General features: G+C 66.0%; 12 protein-coding genes and 1 pseudogene. 4 read left to right on the forward strand and 9 right to left on the reverse strand.

Translation table 11 applies throughout. The features are described 5' to 3' along the window. Nucleotides 1-2: 2 nt before the first annotated feature. Both HBE64_RS04480 and HBE64_RS04485 read right to left on the reverse strand, forming a co-directional pair. Nucleotides 3-485, reverse strand: coding sequence for a DUF4383 domain-containing protein (locus HBE64_RS04480; protein WP_167098241.1), 483 nt, complete (start codon nucleotides 483-485; stop codon nucleotides 3-5). Between the two features lie 40 nt (nucleotides 486-525). Further along, nucleotides 526-2,520 (reverse strand): APC family permease, encoded by a 1,995-nt coding sequence (locus HBE64_RS04485; protein ID WP_167108670.1) that lies wholly within the window; start codon nucleotides 2,518-2,520, stop codon nucleotides 526-528. 160 nt (nucleotides 2,521-2,680) lie between these two features. On the opposite strand from HBE64_RS04485, the gene HBE64_RS04490 reads away from it, so the two are divergent. Further along, the gene (locus HBE64_RS04490; protein WP_167098244.1) at nucleotides 2,681-3,007 is read left to right on the forward strand and encodes a MarR family transcriptional regulator; all 327 of its coding nucleotides are present in this window, start codon (nucleotides 2,681-2,683) and stop codon (nucleotides 3,005-3,007) included. Nucleotides 3,008-3,371: 364 nt separating this feature from the next. After that, nucleotides 3,372-3,801: pseudogene (locus HBE64_RS04495) on the forward strand (pyridoxamine 5'-phosphate oxidase family protein). A 248-nt stretch (nucleotides 3,802-4,049) separates the two neighbouring features. On the opposite strand, the gene HBE64_RS04500 reads toward HBE64_RS04495, so the two are convergent. The 7 genes from HBE64_RS04500 to HBE64_RS04530 all read right to left on the reverse strand — a co-directional run bounded on the left by HBE64_RS04500 (nucleotide 4,050) and on the right by HBE64_RS04530 (nucleotide 13,100). After that, nucleotides 4,050-4,811, reverse strand: coding sequence for a sulfite exporter TauE/SafE family protein (locus tag HBE64_RS04500; RefSeq protein WP_167098247.1), 762 nt, complete (start codon nucleotides 4,809-4,811; stop codon nucleotides 4,050-4,052). A gap of 164 nt (nucleotides 4,812-4,975) precedes the next feature. Further along, the gene (locus HBE64_RS04505) at nucleotides 4,976-5,662 is read right to left on the reverse strand and encodes a response regulator (RefSeq protein ID WP_167098249.1); all 687 of its coding nucleotides are present in this window, start codon (nucleotides 5,660-5,662) and stop codon (nucleotides 4,976-4,978) included. Then, nucleotides 5,659-8,154 (reverse strand): sensor histidine kinase KdpD, encoded by a 2,496-nt coding sequence (locus HBE64_RS04510; protein WP_167108673.1) that lies wholly within the window; start codon nucleotides 8,152-8,154, stop codon nucleotides 5,659-5,661. The genes HBE64_RS04505 and HBE64_RS04510 overlap by 4 nt, the downstream gene beginning before the upstream one ends. 134 nt (nucleotides 8,155-8,288) lie before the next feature. Next, nucleotides 8,289-9,194 (reverse strand): potassium-transporting ATPase subunit C, encoded by a 906-nt coding sequence (locus HBE64_RS04515; protein ID WP_167098252.1) that lies wholly within the window; start codon nucleotides 9,192-9,194, stop codon nucleotides 8,289-8,291. A gap of 2 nt (nucleotides 9,195-9,196) precedes the next feature. Beyond that, nucleotides 9,197-11,341, reverse strand: coding sequence for a potassium-transporting ATPase subunit KdpB (kdpB, locus tag HBE64_RS04520; protein WP_167098255.1), 2,145 nt, complete (start codon nucleotides 11,339-11,341; stop codon nucleotides 9,197-9,199). Beyond that, a complete protein-coding gene (kdpA, locus tag HBE64_RS04525) occupies nucleotides 11,341-13,011 on the reverse strand; it encodes a potassium-transporting ATPase subunit KdpA (protein WP_167098258.1) in 1,671 nt (556 codons plus the stop codon). The genes kdpB and kdpA (HBE64_RS04525) overlap by 1 nt, the downstream gene beginning before the upstream one ends. Next, nucleotides 13,011-13,100, reverse strand: a complete 90-nt coding sequence (locus HBE64_RS04530; protein WP_156432735.1) for a potassium-transporting ATPase subunit F — start codon at nucleotides 13,098-13,100, stop codon at nucleotides 13,011-13,013. Before HBE64_RS04530 ends, kdpA (HBE64_RS04525) begins: the two co-directional genes overlap by 1 nt. A gap of 408 nt (nucleotides 13,101-13,508) precedes the next feature. Here HBE64_RS04530 and kdpA (HBE64_RS04540) point away from each other — a divergent pair, with 408 nt between their 5' ends. Beyond that, on the forward strand, nucleotides 13,509-15,200 hold the full coding sequence (kdpA, locus tag HBE64_RS04540) for a potassium-transporting ATPase subunit KdpA (protein WP_167098261.1): 1,692 nt from the start codon (nucleotides 13,509-13,511) through the stop codon (nucleotides 15,198-15,200). 168 nt (nucleotides 15,201-15,368) lie between these two features. Further along, entirely contained in the window at nucleotides 15,369-16,628 is a 1,260-nt protein-coding gene (locus tag HBE64_RS04545) for a DUF2254 domain-containing protein (RefSeq protein WP_243841494.1), read from the forward strand. Nucleotides 16,629-16,765 lie beyond the last annotated feature (137 nt).

Here is a 16,765-nt window from a genome sequence, read left to right on the forward strand (position 1 = left end):
TTCTAGTCCTCTGCGATCAGCGGTTCGCCGCCGGCCCCGGTGGGCACCCGGGCCCCGGCCAGCGTCAGGCCCAGCAGCACCATCACCACACCGATGGAGAAGTGCAGCCAGCTGTCGGCGTTGTTGAGCGGCAGCATGTTTCGCAGTTGATCGGCGAGCAGCCCGGCCAGCCACAGGCCCAGGAAGATCATGCCGCCGCCGATGAGGTAGGCCCGGGCTCGGGCATAGCTGGTGGCCAGCAGCAGGCCGGCGACCCCGAACAGCAGGTGCAGTAGGTTGTGCAGCACCGAGATGCCGAACACGCCGAACAGTTCGGCGTGCGAGTCGTGGCCGAACCACTGCAACTGGTCGAGCCGGGAGGTCAGGCCGGGGATGAACCCGGCGATGGCGACGGCCAGGAACGCCGCGGCGACGAGCACCGCGGCCCCCTGCACGGCGAGCAGGCCGACCGATGTGTTGAGCCGGCCGGACTTGGTGGTCCGCATTGTCCGCGGATACCCGTCCTACGCCCGCGTCAACCGTCGATCAGTCGATACTGCTGTCGTAACGTACCGAGCGGTCGACGCCGCTGCGAACATCGCCGGGGCTGTGCTCGACGCGGGTGAGATCTCGCAAGACCGCGGTGTGCAGCTGGTAAGGCACGCTGGTCACCATCACGTCCGGCTCGAACAGCAGGCGCGCCTTGAGCCGCAGCGAGCTCTGGTTGTGTAGCAGGTTCTGCCACCATCGCCCGACGACGGTTTCTGGAATGTAGACGCACACCACGTCGCGAGGACCCTGGCGCGCCCGCTTGACGTACTGCAGCACCGGTCGGGTTATTTCGCGGTAAGGCGACTCGACCACCCTCAGGGGTACGGCGATGTCGAGGTTCTCCCACTCGCGGTGCAGTGCGCGGGTGTCGGCGTCGTTGATGTTGACGGTCAGTGCGGTCAACGTGTGCGGCCTGGTGGCGCGCGCGAACAGCAGGGCGCGCTGGGTCGCTTTGTTCCATCCGGAGACCAGCACGATGGCGTGCACCCGGCTCAGGAGTGTCTCCTCGTCGTCGGGGTCGACCCGCAGTTCGTCGCGCACTGAGGCGTAGTGGTTGTAGATGGTCTGCATCACGACGCACAACACGGGGATCGCGATGACCACCAGGTAGGCGCCGTGGGTGAACTTGGTGATCATGACCACGACCAGGACAAGTCCGGTCAGCATTGCCCCGAATGCATTGACAGCCTTGGCGCCGTTGATTTTTCGGCGTTCGGCGGGAGTGAGCGCATGCCGCAGTTCGGCGTTCCAGTGCCGCACCATGCCGGCCTGGCACAGGGTGAACGACGTGAACACACCCATGATGTAGAGCTGGATGAGCCGGGTCACCGACCCGTCGAAGGCGTAGATCAGGCCACCGGCGACCACGGCGAGCAGGACGATCCCATTCGAGTAGGCCAGCCGGTCACCCCGGTTCTGCAGTTGCCTGGGCAGGTAGCGGTCCTGGGCGAGAATCGATGCCAGCAACGGGAATCCGTTGTAGGCGGTGTTGGCGGCCAGGATCAGGATCAGCGCGGTGGCCGCCTGCATGTAGAAGAACATGATGGTGTTGTTGCCGAACACCGCGGACGCCAGCTGAGCGATCACGGTGCGCTGTGGCTCGGTTTCGCAGTCGCCTCGGAAGCCGATCAGGTCGCAGGTGTTCTCCACGACGCGGGTCTTGGCGATCAGGGCCAGCGCGGTCACCCCGGCGAACATGGTGGTGGCCAGAAGTCCCATCGCCGTCATCGTGCGAGCCGCGTTGAGTGCCTTCGGCTTGCGGAAGGCCGGCACCCCGTTGGAGATGGCCTCGACGCCGGTGAGTGCAGTGCAGCCCGAGGAGAACGCCCGTAACACCAGCAGGATCAACGCCACCGTGGTCAGTCCGACCTGCTCGGCCCGCACGCCGTAGTGGGCGCTCTCGGAGATCGGCGGATGCCCCATCACCGTGCGCAGCAGACCGAGGCCGACCATGAGGAAGACGCCGGCGATGAAGGCGTACGTCGGAATGGCGAACGCCCGGCCGGACTCGCGCACGCCGCGCAGATTCATGGCGGTGAGCACGACGATGAAGCCGAGGTTGATCGCCACCCGGTAGGCGTTCAGGTCGGGGACGGCGGAGATGATGTTGTCGACGCCGGCGGCCACCGACACCGCAACTGTCATCACGTAGTCCACTAGGAGAGCGGCGGCCACCACCAAACCTGCCAGCGGGCCGAGGTTCTTGGCCACCACCTCGTAGGAACCGCCGCCGCTGGGGTATGCCTTGACCACCTGCCGGTAGGACAGCACCACCACGGCCAGCAGCACCACCACGCCCGCGGCGATATAGGGCGTCAGGTGCATGTAGGCGAGCCCGCCGAGGGTGAGGATGAGCAGGATCTCCTGGGTGGCGTAGGCCACCGAGGACAACGGGTCGCTGGCGAAGACCGGCAGCGCGATTCTCTTGGACAGCAGGGTGTGGCCAAGGCTATCGCTGCGAAAAGGCCGCCCGAGTACCAGGCGCTTCATCAGCGACGTGGGTGAAGACACGAGTAGCGAGCCTAGTTTCGGCCAACCTCCCCAGTGGGCCGCCAGCCGTAGAGATTTCGTAAAGAATTGGTGCCCCAAGCGTGTGGATTCCGTAAAGCCCACTGTGCCGCGCCGGTGATTTTGCCTAGCTTCCCGCGTTATGTCTGACGCCGGTCTGGACCGTTGGGGCCATCTCGAGTACTTGCGCGGCCTCGTCAGCAGGCCTCGTCTGGTCGACCTGCTCGACGTGCTCGCGGCGGGGCCCATGACTGTCGTGCAGATCAGGGCCGCGCTCGGTGTTGGGCGGCCGGCCGTCAGGCGGGCACTACGGGAACTGATTATCGGTGGTTTGGTCACCGGTGATACGCCGGGCAGCCGGGACGGCTCGGCACTGGCGGGTGAGAGCTATCAGCACACGGAACGCGGCCGGGCCGTCGTCGGATTGCTCTCCCGGTTCTCGGTGTGGACTTCGCTGTACGACGAATAGAGCGCCGTCAGACACCCGGCGCCCTGATCGCGATACTCCAGAGTTACAGCTTGACGCGGCAGCCGCTGCCGATGTTGTGGCAGTGATGGCCACCGTCGCAGGCGTTACAGCGACAGGTGCAGCCACCGGTGTGCTTGATTTCGGAAACCTGCATGTAGATCATCTCCTTCGCGAGCCCGTTTGGCGGGCACGGCGCAAAACTGCATCGGTGTGGACGTATGACGGATTCACGATAGTTTGCCGTTGACGGGCGTGTCAGTGGAATAGGACTGCCATGCCCCGCTCCTCCCGCGAACGTGGACTGTCCAGGCTTCGGCAGCCGCGACCAGGGAATAGCCCCGACAAGCAGAAGGTTGCGATGTGCATGCCCGGACCATTCAGCGAAGCCCAGCGACAGGAATTCCTCGCAGCGAAGCATGTCGGTGTGTTGTCGGTTGCCGCGGCGGCCGGCCGGCCGGCCGCCGGCGAGCGTGCCGATCTGGTACGACTACACCCCCGGCGGAGACATCCGCATCAACACCGGCGCATCGAGTCGCAAGGCCAAGCTGATCGAGCGGGCCGGGGCGGTAACGCTGACCGTGCAGCACGAGGAGCCGCCCTACCAATACGTGGTTGTCGAGGGTTCGGTCATCGAAACCACCGCCCCAAGTCCGGTGGAGGTGCGTGAAGCTATCGCGATCCGCTACCTCGGCGACGAGGGTGGCCGTGAATTCGTCCGCAGCATGGGCAATATCGACAGCGTGCTGTTCACCATCCGCCCCGACCGCTGGCTCACGGCCGACTACTCTGTCTGACGCGGTGTGGTCAGCGCGGGGCCGAGGAGGCCCTGTAGTGAGCCCGCCCGGTTGAGGTACGCGGGTACTTACGCGGTACTACAGCGGGGCGGATGGGTGACCAGCATGGCGCCCAAGTTCAGGGGTTCGCACGATCAGCGCCCCACAATTCACCCTGACCGCCGGCGCCGCCAATCCGGCCGCTGCTTTTCGGCGCAATAACTCTCACTGCGGTCGGGACGACCACTTGATGTCGGCGTCGGTTGCCCTCACCTGCCGATGAACAGATAGGCCGCGCCGGCCAGCCCGAGCGTGATGATGAGGGTGCGGAGCAGCCACTCGGGCAGGCTCCGAACCGCCCGCGCCCCGAGGTAGCCGCCGACCATGGTTGTCGGCCACAGCGTCACGGCCGCGGTCAGGTCGAAGCTGTTCAGCGTGAGCAGGATCGGCAGCGCCACGAAGTTGGCGACGCAGATGCACAGCCGGCTCAGCGCGTTGAGCACCTGCAGGCTGCCGGCAAGCACCAGCGACAGCGAGGCCAGGGTGATGAATCCGGCTCCGGCCCCAAAGTAACCGGCGTAGCCGCAACCGAGCAGCAGCCCACCGATCAACGCCGGTGCCGGCGCTGAACCGCCGGGCCGCACTGTGATGCTGCGCCTTAGTAGCGGTTGCAGGGCGATGAGCGCGCATGCGAGCAGAACCAGATAGGGCGCCGCGGCGCGGAACACGCTCGACGGGGTGACCGACAGCAGAACGGCCCCCGCTGCAGCGCCGCATCCCGCCAGCGGGATCAGCCACCGAAGTCGATGGCGCTGGCCGGCGAGCTCCTGCCGTAGCCCGACGACGATGGCAACATACCCTGGCGCATGGCCCAGAGTGTTGGTGACGTTCGCGCTGATCGGTGGCACCCCCAACGCGATCAGCACCGGAAACGTCGCCATCGATCCACCGCCGGCGGCCGCGTTAGCGGCCCCGCCGACCAGCCCGGCTACGGCCAACACCGCCAGTTGCGGACCTGTCAGCGGGTGCACCGTCAACTGCTCGTGGCATCGAGCGACGGCACGGCGGAATGCTCTTGCACGCCTACATTGTGGCGGGTGGCCCAGCTAAGCCTTCGATCACGCGGAACTTCGGGCTGCCCTGCTCGCCTGTGTGGGATGGATTTAGTACCAGCTGGGTGAACCCGACGCGCACTTCACGCCTCGAAGCGGTATCCCATCCCGGCCTCGGTGAGCAGGTGGCGCGGATGCGACGGGTCGTCCTCAAGTTTGCGCCGCAGCTGCGCCAGATACACCCGCAGATAGTGGGTCTCCTTGGCATACGCCGGACCCCACACCTCCTTGAGCAACTCCTCGCGGCCGACGAGCTTGCCGCGGTTGCGCACCAGCATCTCCAGCATGCCCCATTCGGTGGGTGTCAGGTGCACCTCGGCGCCGTTGCGCACCACCTTCTTGGCAGCCAGATCGACTGTGAACGAGCTGGTTTCGATCACCGGCTCGTCGGTCTCCGAGGCGGCCGCCCCGCGGCGCACCGCGGCACGCAACCGGGCCAGGAACTCGTCCATCCCGAACGGCTTGGTGACGTAGTCGTCGGCCCCGGCGTCGAGAGCGTCGACCTTCTCGGCGGAGTCGGTGCGTGCGGAGAGCACGATCACCGGTGCGGTCAGCCAGCCGCGCAGCCCGCCGAGCACTTCGATGCCGTCCATATCGGGCAGGCCGAGGTCGAGTACCACCACATCCGGGCGCTGCTCGGCGGCGGCCTTGAGTGCCGCGGCGCCGGTGGCCGCGGTGATCACCTCGTAGCCGCGCACGCTGAGGTTGATCCGCAGCGCACGCAGGATCTGCGGCTCGTCGTCGATCACCAGCACCTTGATCTTGGTCATAGCCGGCCTCCCGGCGGTGCACCCAGGTCGACGATCACGGTGAGTCCGCCGCCGGGGGTGTCGGTGGCCGAGATGGTCCCGCCCATCGCCTCGACGAAGCCGCGTGCGACGGAAAGACCAAGCCCCACACCGTATTTGTTGTCCCGGTCGCCGAGGCGTTGGAACGGCTCGAACAGCTGCTCCTCGGTGCCGCGTGGCACGCCGGGACCCTCGTCGACGACGTTGATCAGCATCCGGTCGGCCACTCGCCCGGCATTGATCCGCACCACGCTGTTCGGGGCGTAACGCAGCGCATTGTCGATCAGGTTGGCCAGCACGCGTTCCAGCAGACCGGCGTCGGCCATCGCCACCGCGTCGCCGACGTCGACCTTGATCCGGTCCAGCCCCTGCGACCCGAAACCTGTTGTGCCGCGGCTGATGCTGAGCAACGCGCGCTGCACCACCTCTTCGAGGTACACCCGCTTCAGCTCAGGATGCACCACGCCGGCGGCCAGCCGGGACGAGTCCAGGAGATTGTCGACGAGCGCGGTCAACTGGTCGACGGACTCCTCGACGGTGGCGAGCAACTCGGCGGTGTCCTCTTCGGAGAAGCCGATGTCGTCGGAGCGCAGGCTGGATACCGCGGCCTTGGCGGCGGCAAGGGGGGTACGCAGGTCGTGGCTGACCGCGGACAGTAGCGAGCGGCGCAGTTCGTCGGCCTTCTCGATCGCCTCGGCCTTGCTGGCCTCCTCGGTGAGTTCGCGTTGGCGCACCAACCCGGCGGCCTGTTTGGCGACGGCTGTGAGCACACGCCGGTCGCGGGCGGGCAGACTGCGGCCGGACATCAACATCCAGAATTCGTCGTCGCCCACCTCGATGCCGGTGTCGGCCGAATCGACGTCAGCGCAGGGATCCTTGCCCACACACGCCACGATCTGCTCGTCCTCACCGCGTACCCGCAGAATGGAAACCGCACGCTGCGAGTAGGTCTCGCGAACCCGCTCGAGCAGCGTCTCCAGGTCTGCGCCGCGCAGCACCGAGCCAGAGAACAGGGTCAGCAACTCGGCCTCCTGTGACGCGTGGCGGGCCTCGCGCGTGCGGTTGGCGGCGCGGTCCACCAATGCTGCGACCGCGACGGCCAGTACCAGCAGAACGACCTCGGTGACCGCGGAGTCCGGCTCGGCGATGGTGAAGGTGTACCGGGGTTCGGTGAGGAAGTAGTTCAACAGCAGCCCCGACAACGCCGCGGAGACCACCGCCGGGGCGACGCCGCCCAGCAGCGCGACGAAGAGCACACCGACGAAGAAGAGTGCGGTCTCGCCCGGGATCTGCAGGTACTTGTCCAGGAGCAGTGCGGTGACCGCGCAGATGACTGAGGGCACGATGACCGCGGCCAACCAGGACAGCACCCGACGTTCACGTGGCGATGCGGATCGCACCGCGAACCCGCGTTTGGACTCCTCGTGGGTGACCATGTGCACGTCGATCTTGCCGGACTGCTGAACGATCTCGGCGCCGATGCCCTCATCGAAGATCCGGGCCCAGCGGGATCGCCGTGACGTGCCGATCACCAGCTGGGTGGCGTTTATCTCGCGGGCGAAGTCGAGCAACGCCCGCGGCACATCGTCACCGACGACGGTGTGTACCGTCGCGCCGAGGCTTGCCGCCAACTCCCGCACCTTGCCCATTTGGGGTGCTGATACCCCGGACAGCCCGTCGCCGCGGACCACGTGCACGATCATCAACTCGGCGCTGGACTTCGATGCGATCCGGGAAGCCCGGCGCACCAAGGTCTCCGATTCGGCTCCGCCGGTTACGGCTACCACGACGCGTTCACGCGCCTCCCAGGTGGCGGTGATCTTGTTGTCGGCACGGTACTTCGCCAGCGCGGCATCGACCTGGTCGGCCAGCCACAACAGCGCCAGCTCGCGCAATGCGGTCAGGTTGCCCCGGCGGAAGTAGTTCGACAGCGCGGCGTCGACCTTCTCCGGTGCGTAGACGTTGCCGTGGGAAAGTCTGCGGCGCAACGCTTCCGGGGTGATGTCGACCAGTTCGATCTGGGATGCCTGGCGCACGATCTCGTCGGGCACCGTCTCCTGCTGCTCGATGCCGGTGATCTGTGCGACGACGTCGTTGAGGCTTTCCAGATGCTGGACGTTGACGGTGGACAGCACGGTGATACCGGCGTCGAGCAGTTCCTCGATGTCCATCCACCGCTTGGGATTCTTGCTGCCGGGAGTGTTCGTGTGGGCCAGCTCGTCCACCAGGACGACCTCAGGGCGACGGGCCAGCACTGCGGGCACGTCGAGCTCGGGGAATCGGCTGCCGCGGTACTCGATGTAGCGCGGGGGGACGATCTCGACGCCTTCGAGCAACTCGGCGGTCTTCTTTCGGCCGTGCGTCTCGACCACCGCCGCGACCAGGTCGGTGCCGCGTTCGATCCGGCGGTGGGCCTCGCCGAGCATGGCGAAGGTCTTCCCGACGCCGGGGGCCGCACCAAGGTAGATACGCAGCTCGCCTCGTTTCCGTTTGGGGCCGGTCGAGGCGGGCTGCGCATCACTTTCCGAACTTGTCTCCGGCGGCGGTTCGCCGCCGGATGTCACGCGGGGCGGTTGGACGGTGTCCACACGCTTATCTTCCACGCTAGTCAGCTCTTCATCGGGAACTTCTGGTCCAGCGCAATGTTGAGCTCGACCACGTTGACGCGCGGCTCACCGAAGATGCCGAGGTCCCGGCCTTCGGTGTGGGCGGCGACAGCTCGGCGGATGTCCTCGGCGCTGACGCCGCGAGCCTTGGCCACCCGAGCGATCTGCAGGTCGGCGTAGGCCGGCGAGATGTTCGGGTCCAGGCCGCTGCCGCTGGCGGTGACCGCGTCGGCGGGCACGGCCGGATCCGACACCGCGCCCTTGATCGGCACGATCTGACCGATCGTGTAGTCCTCGCCGAACTTGGCGCACTCCACCCGGACACCTTCGTAGGTATCCAGGAACGGCCGCGCGGTGCTCTGGCACGGTTCGTTGACGCTGACCACCTTGGTCGGGTTGACGACGTTGCCGCGGGCGTCGCGCGGGCCGATGACCGACAGGACTGCGCCCACACCGTCGCCGGTGCAGAACGGGCGCTTGCCGTCGACGCCCTCCAGCTCGCCGACCGCCTTGCTGCGCGAGCACACCAGGGTCAGCAGGCTGGCCTTGTAGCCGTTGCTATCCGCCGGCAGCGACGGGTCGGCCGGGGTGTCGACGATGTTTTCCGGGCCCAGGTTCGACGCGCTGGTGTTCAACGGGTCGTATCCGGCGCCGGCGGCTGACGGTCGGCTCTGGAAGTACTGCGGCAGGGCGTTGCCCTTGGCGTCGGTGAACGACTGGCCGATCAGGCGACTGGCCACCGGCTTTCCGCCGACGTCCACGATCGAGCCATCGGCCTTGTCCTTGAGCCCCGGTATCTGCGCCACCAGCCAGATGAACAGCGGATAGCCGATCCCGACGATGACGGTGAGCACCAGCAGCGCGCGCAGCGCCGCCCAGTGCAGGCGAACAAGCGTGGAGAAGTTCATGGTCACATCCCTGGCAAGAATTGAATGACGAGATCGATGAGTTTGATCCCGATGAAGGGGGCGATGATGCCGCCCAGGCCGTAGACGTAGAGGTTGCGGCTCAGCAACTTCGACGCACTGCTCGGGGTGTAGCGAACACCGCGCAGCGACAACGGAATCAGCGCGATGATGACGATCGCGTTGAAGATCACCGCGGACAGGATTGCCGACTGCGGGCTGTGTAGCCGCATAACGTTCAGCAGATCCAGGCCGGGGAACAGGGCGACGAACATCGCTGGGATGATCGCGAAGTACTTCGCGATGTCGTTGGCGATCGAGAACGTTGTCAGCGCACCGCGGGTGATCAACAACTGCTTACCGATCTCGACGATTTCGATGAGCTTCGTCGGGTCGGAGTCCAGGTCGACCATGTTGCCGGCCTCTTTGGCCGCCGAGGTGCCGGTGTTCATCGCCACGCCGACGTCTGCCTGAGCCAGCGCGGGTGCGTCGTTGGTGCCGTCGCCGGTCATCGCGACCAGCTTGCCGCCCGCCTGTTCACTCTTGATCAGCGCGAGCTTGTCCTCGGGGGTGGCTTCGGCGAGGAAGTCGTCCACACCGGCTTCGTCGGCAATCGCCTTGGCGGTCAACGGGTTGTCGCCGGTGATCATCACCGTGCGGATGCCCATCTTGCGCATCTCGTCGAAGCGCTCCCGCATGCCCTGCTTGACGACGTCCTTGAGGTGGATCACGCCCAGCACTTCGGCTTTCGCGTCGCCTCCTTCTCGAACGACCTGGCCGACGACCAACGGGGTGCCGCCGGCGGCGGAGATGCCGTCGACGATGGTGCCGAGGTCAGGGGGAATCACGCCGCCCTGGCTTCGCACCCAGTCGGCGACCGAACTCGCGGCGCCCTTGCGCAGCAGGTGGCCGTTGTCCAGGTCCACGCCCGACATCCTTGTGGTGGCGGTGAATTCGACCCAGGTCGCTCCGGTCAGCTCGCCGGGGGTGCGGGCCCGCAGTCCGTACTCCGTCTTGGCGAACACCACGATGGAACGGCCCTCGGGGGTTTCGTCAGACAGGCTGGACAGCTGAGCGGCGTCGGCCAGCTGCTCGGGGGAGACCCCGGGCAGCGGAACGAAGTCCGCGGCCTGCCGGTTGCCCAGCGTGATGGTGCCGGTCTTGTCCAGCAGCAGGGTGTTGACGTCGCCGGCGGCCTCGACCGCCCGGCCCGACATGGCCAGCACGTTGCGCTGCACCAGCCGGTCCATGCCGGCGATGCCGATGGCCGACAGCAGCGCGCCGATCGTGGTCGGGATCAGGCACACCAGCAGCGAGACCATGACGATGCCGGTGACACCGTCGCCGGTGAGCGCCAACGAGTCCGGGACGCCCGGGTTGTTGGCCTTGGAGAAGATCGCCAGTGGCTGCAGGGTGGCGACGGCGAAGATGAAGATGATCGTCAACGCCGCGAGCAGGATGTTCAGGGCGATCTCGTTCGGCGTCTTCTGCCGGTTGGCGCCCTCGACGAGTGCGATCATCCGGTCGATGAAGCTCTCGCCGGGCTTCTGGGTGATCTTGACGACGATGCGGTCCGACAGCACCGTGGTGCCGCCGGTCACCGCTGAGCGGTCACCGCCGGACTCCCGGATGACGGGTGCGGACTCGCCCGTGATGGCCGATTCGTCCACCGACGCGATTCCTTCGACGACGTCACCGTCGCCGGGGATCACCTGTCCGGCTTCCACGACGACCACGTCGCCCTGGGCCAGCAGCGGTGCGGCGATCTCCTCCTCGGTGCCGGGGGTACCCGGCGACCAGCCGTTGAGGCGACGGGCCATGGTGTCGGCCTTGGTCTTTCGCAGCGACTCGGCCTGCGCCTTGCCGCGGCCTTCGGCGACGGCTTCGGCGAGGTTGGCGAAGATCACGGTCAACCACAGCCAGAACACGATCAGCCAGGCGAACCAGCTGGGGCTGACGATCGCCAGGATGGTGCTCCACACCGCGCCGATCTCGACGATGAACATGACCGGGTTGCGCCACAGCGTGCGCGGATCGACCTTGCGTAGGGCGTCCGGCAGGGACGTCAAGAGCATCTTCGGGTCGAGCAGGCCACCTTGGGTCTTCTTCTCGGCCGCCTTGTGCGGCGCGGCGATGGTGGGGGTGCTCATCAGTGGATTCCTTCTGCGAGGGGCCCGAGTGCGAGTGCGGGCAGGAATGTCAGGGCCACCAGGATGAGCGTCACCCCGACGACCATCCCGACGAACTGGGGCCGATGGGTGGGCAGCGTGCCGATGGACTCAGGGGTATGGCCTTGGCGGGCAAGCGAACCCGCGAGCGCCAGCACCAGGATGATCGGCAGGAAGCGGCCGAACACCATCGCCAGTCCGAGTGCGGTGTTGTACCACTCGGTGTTGACGCTGATCCCGGCGAACGCCGATCCGTTGTTGTTGGCCGCCGAGGTGAATGCGTAGAGCACCTCCGACAGCCCGTGCGGTCCGCTGTTGAGCATGCCGGCCCGCTGGCCGGGCATCGCCATCGCGACCGCCGTGCCGGTGAGCACCAGCAGCGGGGTGACCAGGAAATAGCTTGCCGCGAGCTTGATTTCGCGGGGCGTGATCTTCTTGCCCAGGTACTCCGGGGTGCGTCCGACCATCAGGCCGGCGACGAAGACGGTGATGACCGCCAGGATCAGCATGCCGTAGAGGCCCGAGCCGGTGCCGCCGGGGGCGACCTCGCCGAGCTGCATGTTGAACAGTGTCATCATGCCGCCCAGGCTGGTGTAGGAGTCGTGGAACGAGTCCACCGCGCCGGTGGAGGTCAGGGTGGTGGCGTCGGCGAACACCGCCGAGTTGGCGACGCCGAAGCGTTGTTCGACACCTTCCATCGCCGACCCGACGGCCGTCGGGACGGTGCCGTGAGCCTGCAACTGGAACTGGAGCATCAGCGTGACGCTGATGACGGCCAGCACGCCCATCACCGCGGCGATGGCGTAGCCCTGCTTCTTGCTGTCCACCATGCGACCGAACGTGCGCGGCAGCGAGAAGCTGATCACCAGCAGCATGAAGATTTCCAGCCAGTTGGTCCAGGTGGTGGGGTTCTCGAACGGGTGCGCCGAGTTGGCGTTGTAGAACCCGCCGCCGTTGGTGCCGAGTTCCTTGATCGCCTCTTGGCTGGCGACCGGGCCGCCGGTGATGGTCTGCTGGGCGCCGGCCAGGGTGTCGACCACCTGGTCGTGCAGGTGGAAGTTCTGGATCGCGCCGCCGGCGATCAGCACGATGGCGGCCACGATCGAGATCGGCAGCAGGATGCGCAGGGTGCCCCGCACCAGGTCGACCCAGAAGTTTCCGAGCTCGGAGGCGTGGTGACGCGCGAAGCCGCGCACCAGTGCGACCGCGACTGCCATACCGACCGCGGCCGAGACGAAGTTCTGCACGGCCAGGCCGGCCATCTGCACCAGGTGGCCCTGGGTCGACTCGCCCGAATAGGCCTGCCAGTTCGTGTTGGTGACGAAGCTGATGGCGGTGTTCCACGCCAGCGCCGGCGTCATCGGGGTGGCCGGATCGTTGAGGTGCAGCGGCAGCTTGCCCTGGACCAGTTGGAAGACGAACAGGACCAGGACGCTGATGGCCGAGAAGGCCAGCACACTGCGGGCGTAGGCGCCCCAGGTCTGCTCCGACTTGGGGTCGGCGCCGATCAGCCGGTAGATGACCCGCTCGACGCGGTTGTCCTTCTCGGAGCTGTAGACCCGGTACATGTAATCGCCCAGCGGCACGTGCACGGCCGCCAGGGCAGCGATCAGTAGGACGAGGAACACGATCCCCGCCGATGTGCTAGTCACTAGAACCTCTCCGGGAACAGCAATGCGGCAGCCACGAAGAGGGCCAGCAGCACCGCGAGGACCAGGCCAACGGCGTTCTCGTAGTTCACAGCCGCTCGACCAACTTCTGCACCAGGCCGAGCAGGGCGAAGATCGCCACCGTCAGCACGATGAATATGACGACACCCATGTCTTATGTCTCTCCGTTCACAACGAAACAGCGCTCGCACTCGGCGAACATGACGAAGTTAGATCCGGATACGGCCCCCACCGCCTCCGTTGACGCTTTCTTTACACTTGAGCACGACGCCTTAACGGACTTCCCCAGCCTCCGCTCAACGCCCCAGATTTGTTGACGAAGCCAGATAATCCTCGATTCGGGATCACGAGGGCGTCAATGGCCAAAGGTCACCTGTCAAGGTCCCGTCAACACCGTGGCGGCGCCCCGTATGGAACGCGTTACCACGGACGCCATCGGGGTGCCCAGCTCCCTAGGTTGAACTCGTTTCAGCACGCCTATGAAGGGGGTTGCCGTTATCGGCGGTCCATCCCAGTGGGAGGCAGCAGCGCTCCTGCAGTTCATCGTCATCGTCCTGCTCGTCGTCGCGTTGCACGTACCCGTCGGCAACTACCTGGCCCGGGTGTACTCCGACACCGGACACTGGCGGGTCGAGCGGGTGATCTATCGGCTGATCGGTGCGCACCCCGACGGCCAGCAACGCTGGAGCGCGTACGGGTATTCGGTCCTCGCCTTCTCCGCGGTGAGCGTGCTGTTCCTCTACGGGCTGCTGTTGGTGCAAACCCGGCTACCCGAGCCGTGGGGCCACCAGGGTATGACGCCGGCCCTGGCGTTCAACACCGCGATCTCGTTCGTCACCAACACCAGCTGGCAGAACTACGCGGGGGAAGCCACCCTCGGGCACGTCGGGCTGATCGTCGGGCTAGGTGTGCAGGCATTCGCGAGCATGGCAGTAGGGATGTGTGTTGCCGTCGCGTTGATTCGGGGCCTTGCGCAATACCAGAACGAGCAGCTCGGTAACTTCTGGACGGACTTGGTGCGTTCGGTCGTGCGCGTCCTGCTTCCACTTTCGGTCATCGTGGCCCTGGTTCTGCTGGCGCTCGGTGTAGTCAATAATTTCACTGGGGCGCAGGAGGTTTCGACGCTGGCTGGCGACGACCAGACGATTCTGGGCGGCCCGGTGGCTACCTGGGAGTCGATCAAACTGATGTCAGGCGACGGCGGCGGCGCGTTCAACGTCAACAGTGCCCACCCCTTCGAGAACCCGACCCCACTGACGAACGCGGTGGAAATCGCGGCGATGCTGTTGATTCCGCTTGCGTTCCTGCGCATGTTCGGTGTGATGGTCGGCGACCGCAGGCAGGGCTGGGCGCTATTCGCTGCTGCCGCAGTGCTTTTCCTGATCGGGACAGCGGCGATGATCGCGGTGACGTGGGTGACGCACGGCACCGTCGTGCAGGCTGTCGGCGGAGCGTTCGAGGGCACCGAAACCCGGTTCGGCGTGCCCGGCAGCGCCGTGTTCGGGCAGGTGGCGACCGCCACCGGCGACGGTGCGGCCAACTCCTCGTACGACAGCTTCGCCAGCCTTGGCGGTGCGGTGCTGATGTTCAATATGATGCTCGGCGAGGTGGCACCCGGCGGTGCCGGCAGTGGCCTCTACGGCCTGGTGATGATGGTGCTGCTCGCGGTCTTCATCGGCGGCCTGATGGTTGGCCGGACACCGGAATACCTCCGGCAGCGCTTGGGTGCCCGGCACATGAAGCTCGTCAGCATCTACATACTGGCGCTGCCCGCAGCGGTCTTGATCGGCACCGCGATCGCGATGGCGCGCCCCGGCGAACGGGCCTCGATGCTCAACGCCGGGCCGCACGGACTCTCGGAAGTGCTGTACGCATTCACCAGTTCCGCTGCCAACAATGGCAGTGCGTTCGCCGGATTCAGCGGTAACACAACCTGGTACAACACCGCGTTGGCGATCGCGATGGTGGTGGGACGATTCCTGCCGATCATCGCCGTCCTCGCCGTGGCGGGTGCCTTCGCGTCCCAGAAGCCCGGCGTCATCACCGCAGGGACACTGCGCACCCATTCGCTGACGTTCATCTGGCTGATCGTGGCCGCCACACTGCTTGTCGTCGGGCTGGAATACCTGCCGGCGCTTGCGCTCGGCCCGGTAGCTGACGGACTAAGCTGATTCCCGGACATTTGGAGAAGTCGTGAACCCTGTTGGGCCAACAGCGCCACGTCACATCGAAGGTGAGTGGACCCTCTGATGCCGAGTCAGGCTTATCTGCAGGCGGATTGGCGCCGTGAGGCGCTTCGCACCAACCTCTGGGTCGTACCCGCGATCGAGGCTGTTGTGGTGCTGGTTCTGTTCATCTGCACCTACGCGGTCGACCGCGCGGCCTACCACGGTGACCTGCACCTGCCGTCGTGGGTATTGAGTGGGACGGCGGACTCAGCCAGGCAGATCCTCACTGCGGTCGCCGCCGCGGTCATGACCGTCATCGGCATCGTCTTCTCGATCACGATTGTGGCCCTGACGCTGGCATCAACTCAGTTCGGGCCTCGGATGCTGCGCAACTTCATCCGCGATCGCGGAACGCAAGTCACGCTCGGCACGTTCGTGGCCACATTTTTCTACACGATCCTCACGCTGGTGTCCGTCGGAAGCGGGTCGACCGGCGAGTTCGTTCCCCATCTGTCGGTCACGGTCGCGCTGGTCCTGACCCTGGCGGATCTGGCCGTGTTGATCTACTTCCTCAACCATGTGGCATCGATGATCCAACTGCCACAGGTGATTGCGGGCATTGCGCGTGACCTGGCTCGTGAGATCGACGTGGCGGGCCGCACCGACACGTCGTTCGCCCTCGGCGCGGCGCGAGGCCCGTCAAGAGCGGAGTTGCTCGCCAGAATCGCCGAGTCGGGAGCTGTGATACGCACCCCGTCCAGTGGATACCTACAGGTCATCAGGCACGACACGTTGCTGAAGATCGCCGCATCGGCTGACGCGGTCATCCACTTGCCCTACCGTCCCGGACATTTCCTGGTGCGAGGACAGATCCTGGCGAGCGTCTGGCCTGCCGAGGCCGCGGAATACGTCGAACGTAATCTCCAGCGCGGGCATGTCACGGGACCGTATCGCACTCTCACCCAAGATATTTCGTTCGGCTTCGACCAGCTCGTCGAGATCGCCCTGCGAGCGCTCTCGCCGGCGGTCAACGACACGTTCACCGCGATGACATGCATCGACTGGCTCGGCGACTGTCTGTGCCGCATCTCGAGGACCTGGCATCCGGAACCGGTTCGCCGCGACGACAGCGGGCTTATCCGTGTCATTGCCAACCAGGCTCATTTCGACCGGCTCGTCGAGCGGGCGTTCGAGAAGATTCGCCAGGCTGCTGACGGGATGCCGGCAGTGATGATCCGGCAGCTTGACGCGGTGACAAAGATCGTCGAGCAGACCCCGGATCCCGATCGTCGCCAGATTCTGCGCAATCAGGCCGACATGATCCAGCGCTCGAACCTACGAACCGTTCTAGAACCGGCCGATCGGGCCGATGTCACCGCTCGATACGACGTCGTGGTGGCAATGCTGGACGTGGATGCGCAACCACAATGAAAAAACTCCGGCGCTGCGAAGCGACACGCCTAGAAGGGTCAACAGAACGTCAATCTTTGGGCGGGGGGCCGTCAAGAGATCGCAAGGATTGCCGACTTCGTGGTGGCTGCACGTCATCGTGGAGTAGGCGCCACCGG

Origin of the sequence: Mycobacterium sp. DL592, assembly GCF_011694515.1 — a bacterium.
Lineage (GTDB): Bacteria > Actinomycetota > Actinomycetes > Mycobacteriales > Mycobacteriaceae > Mycobacterium.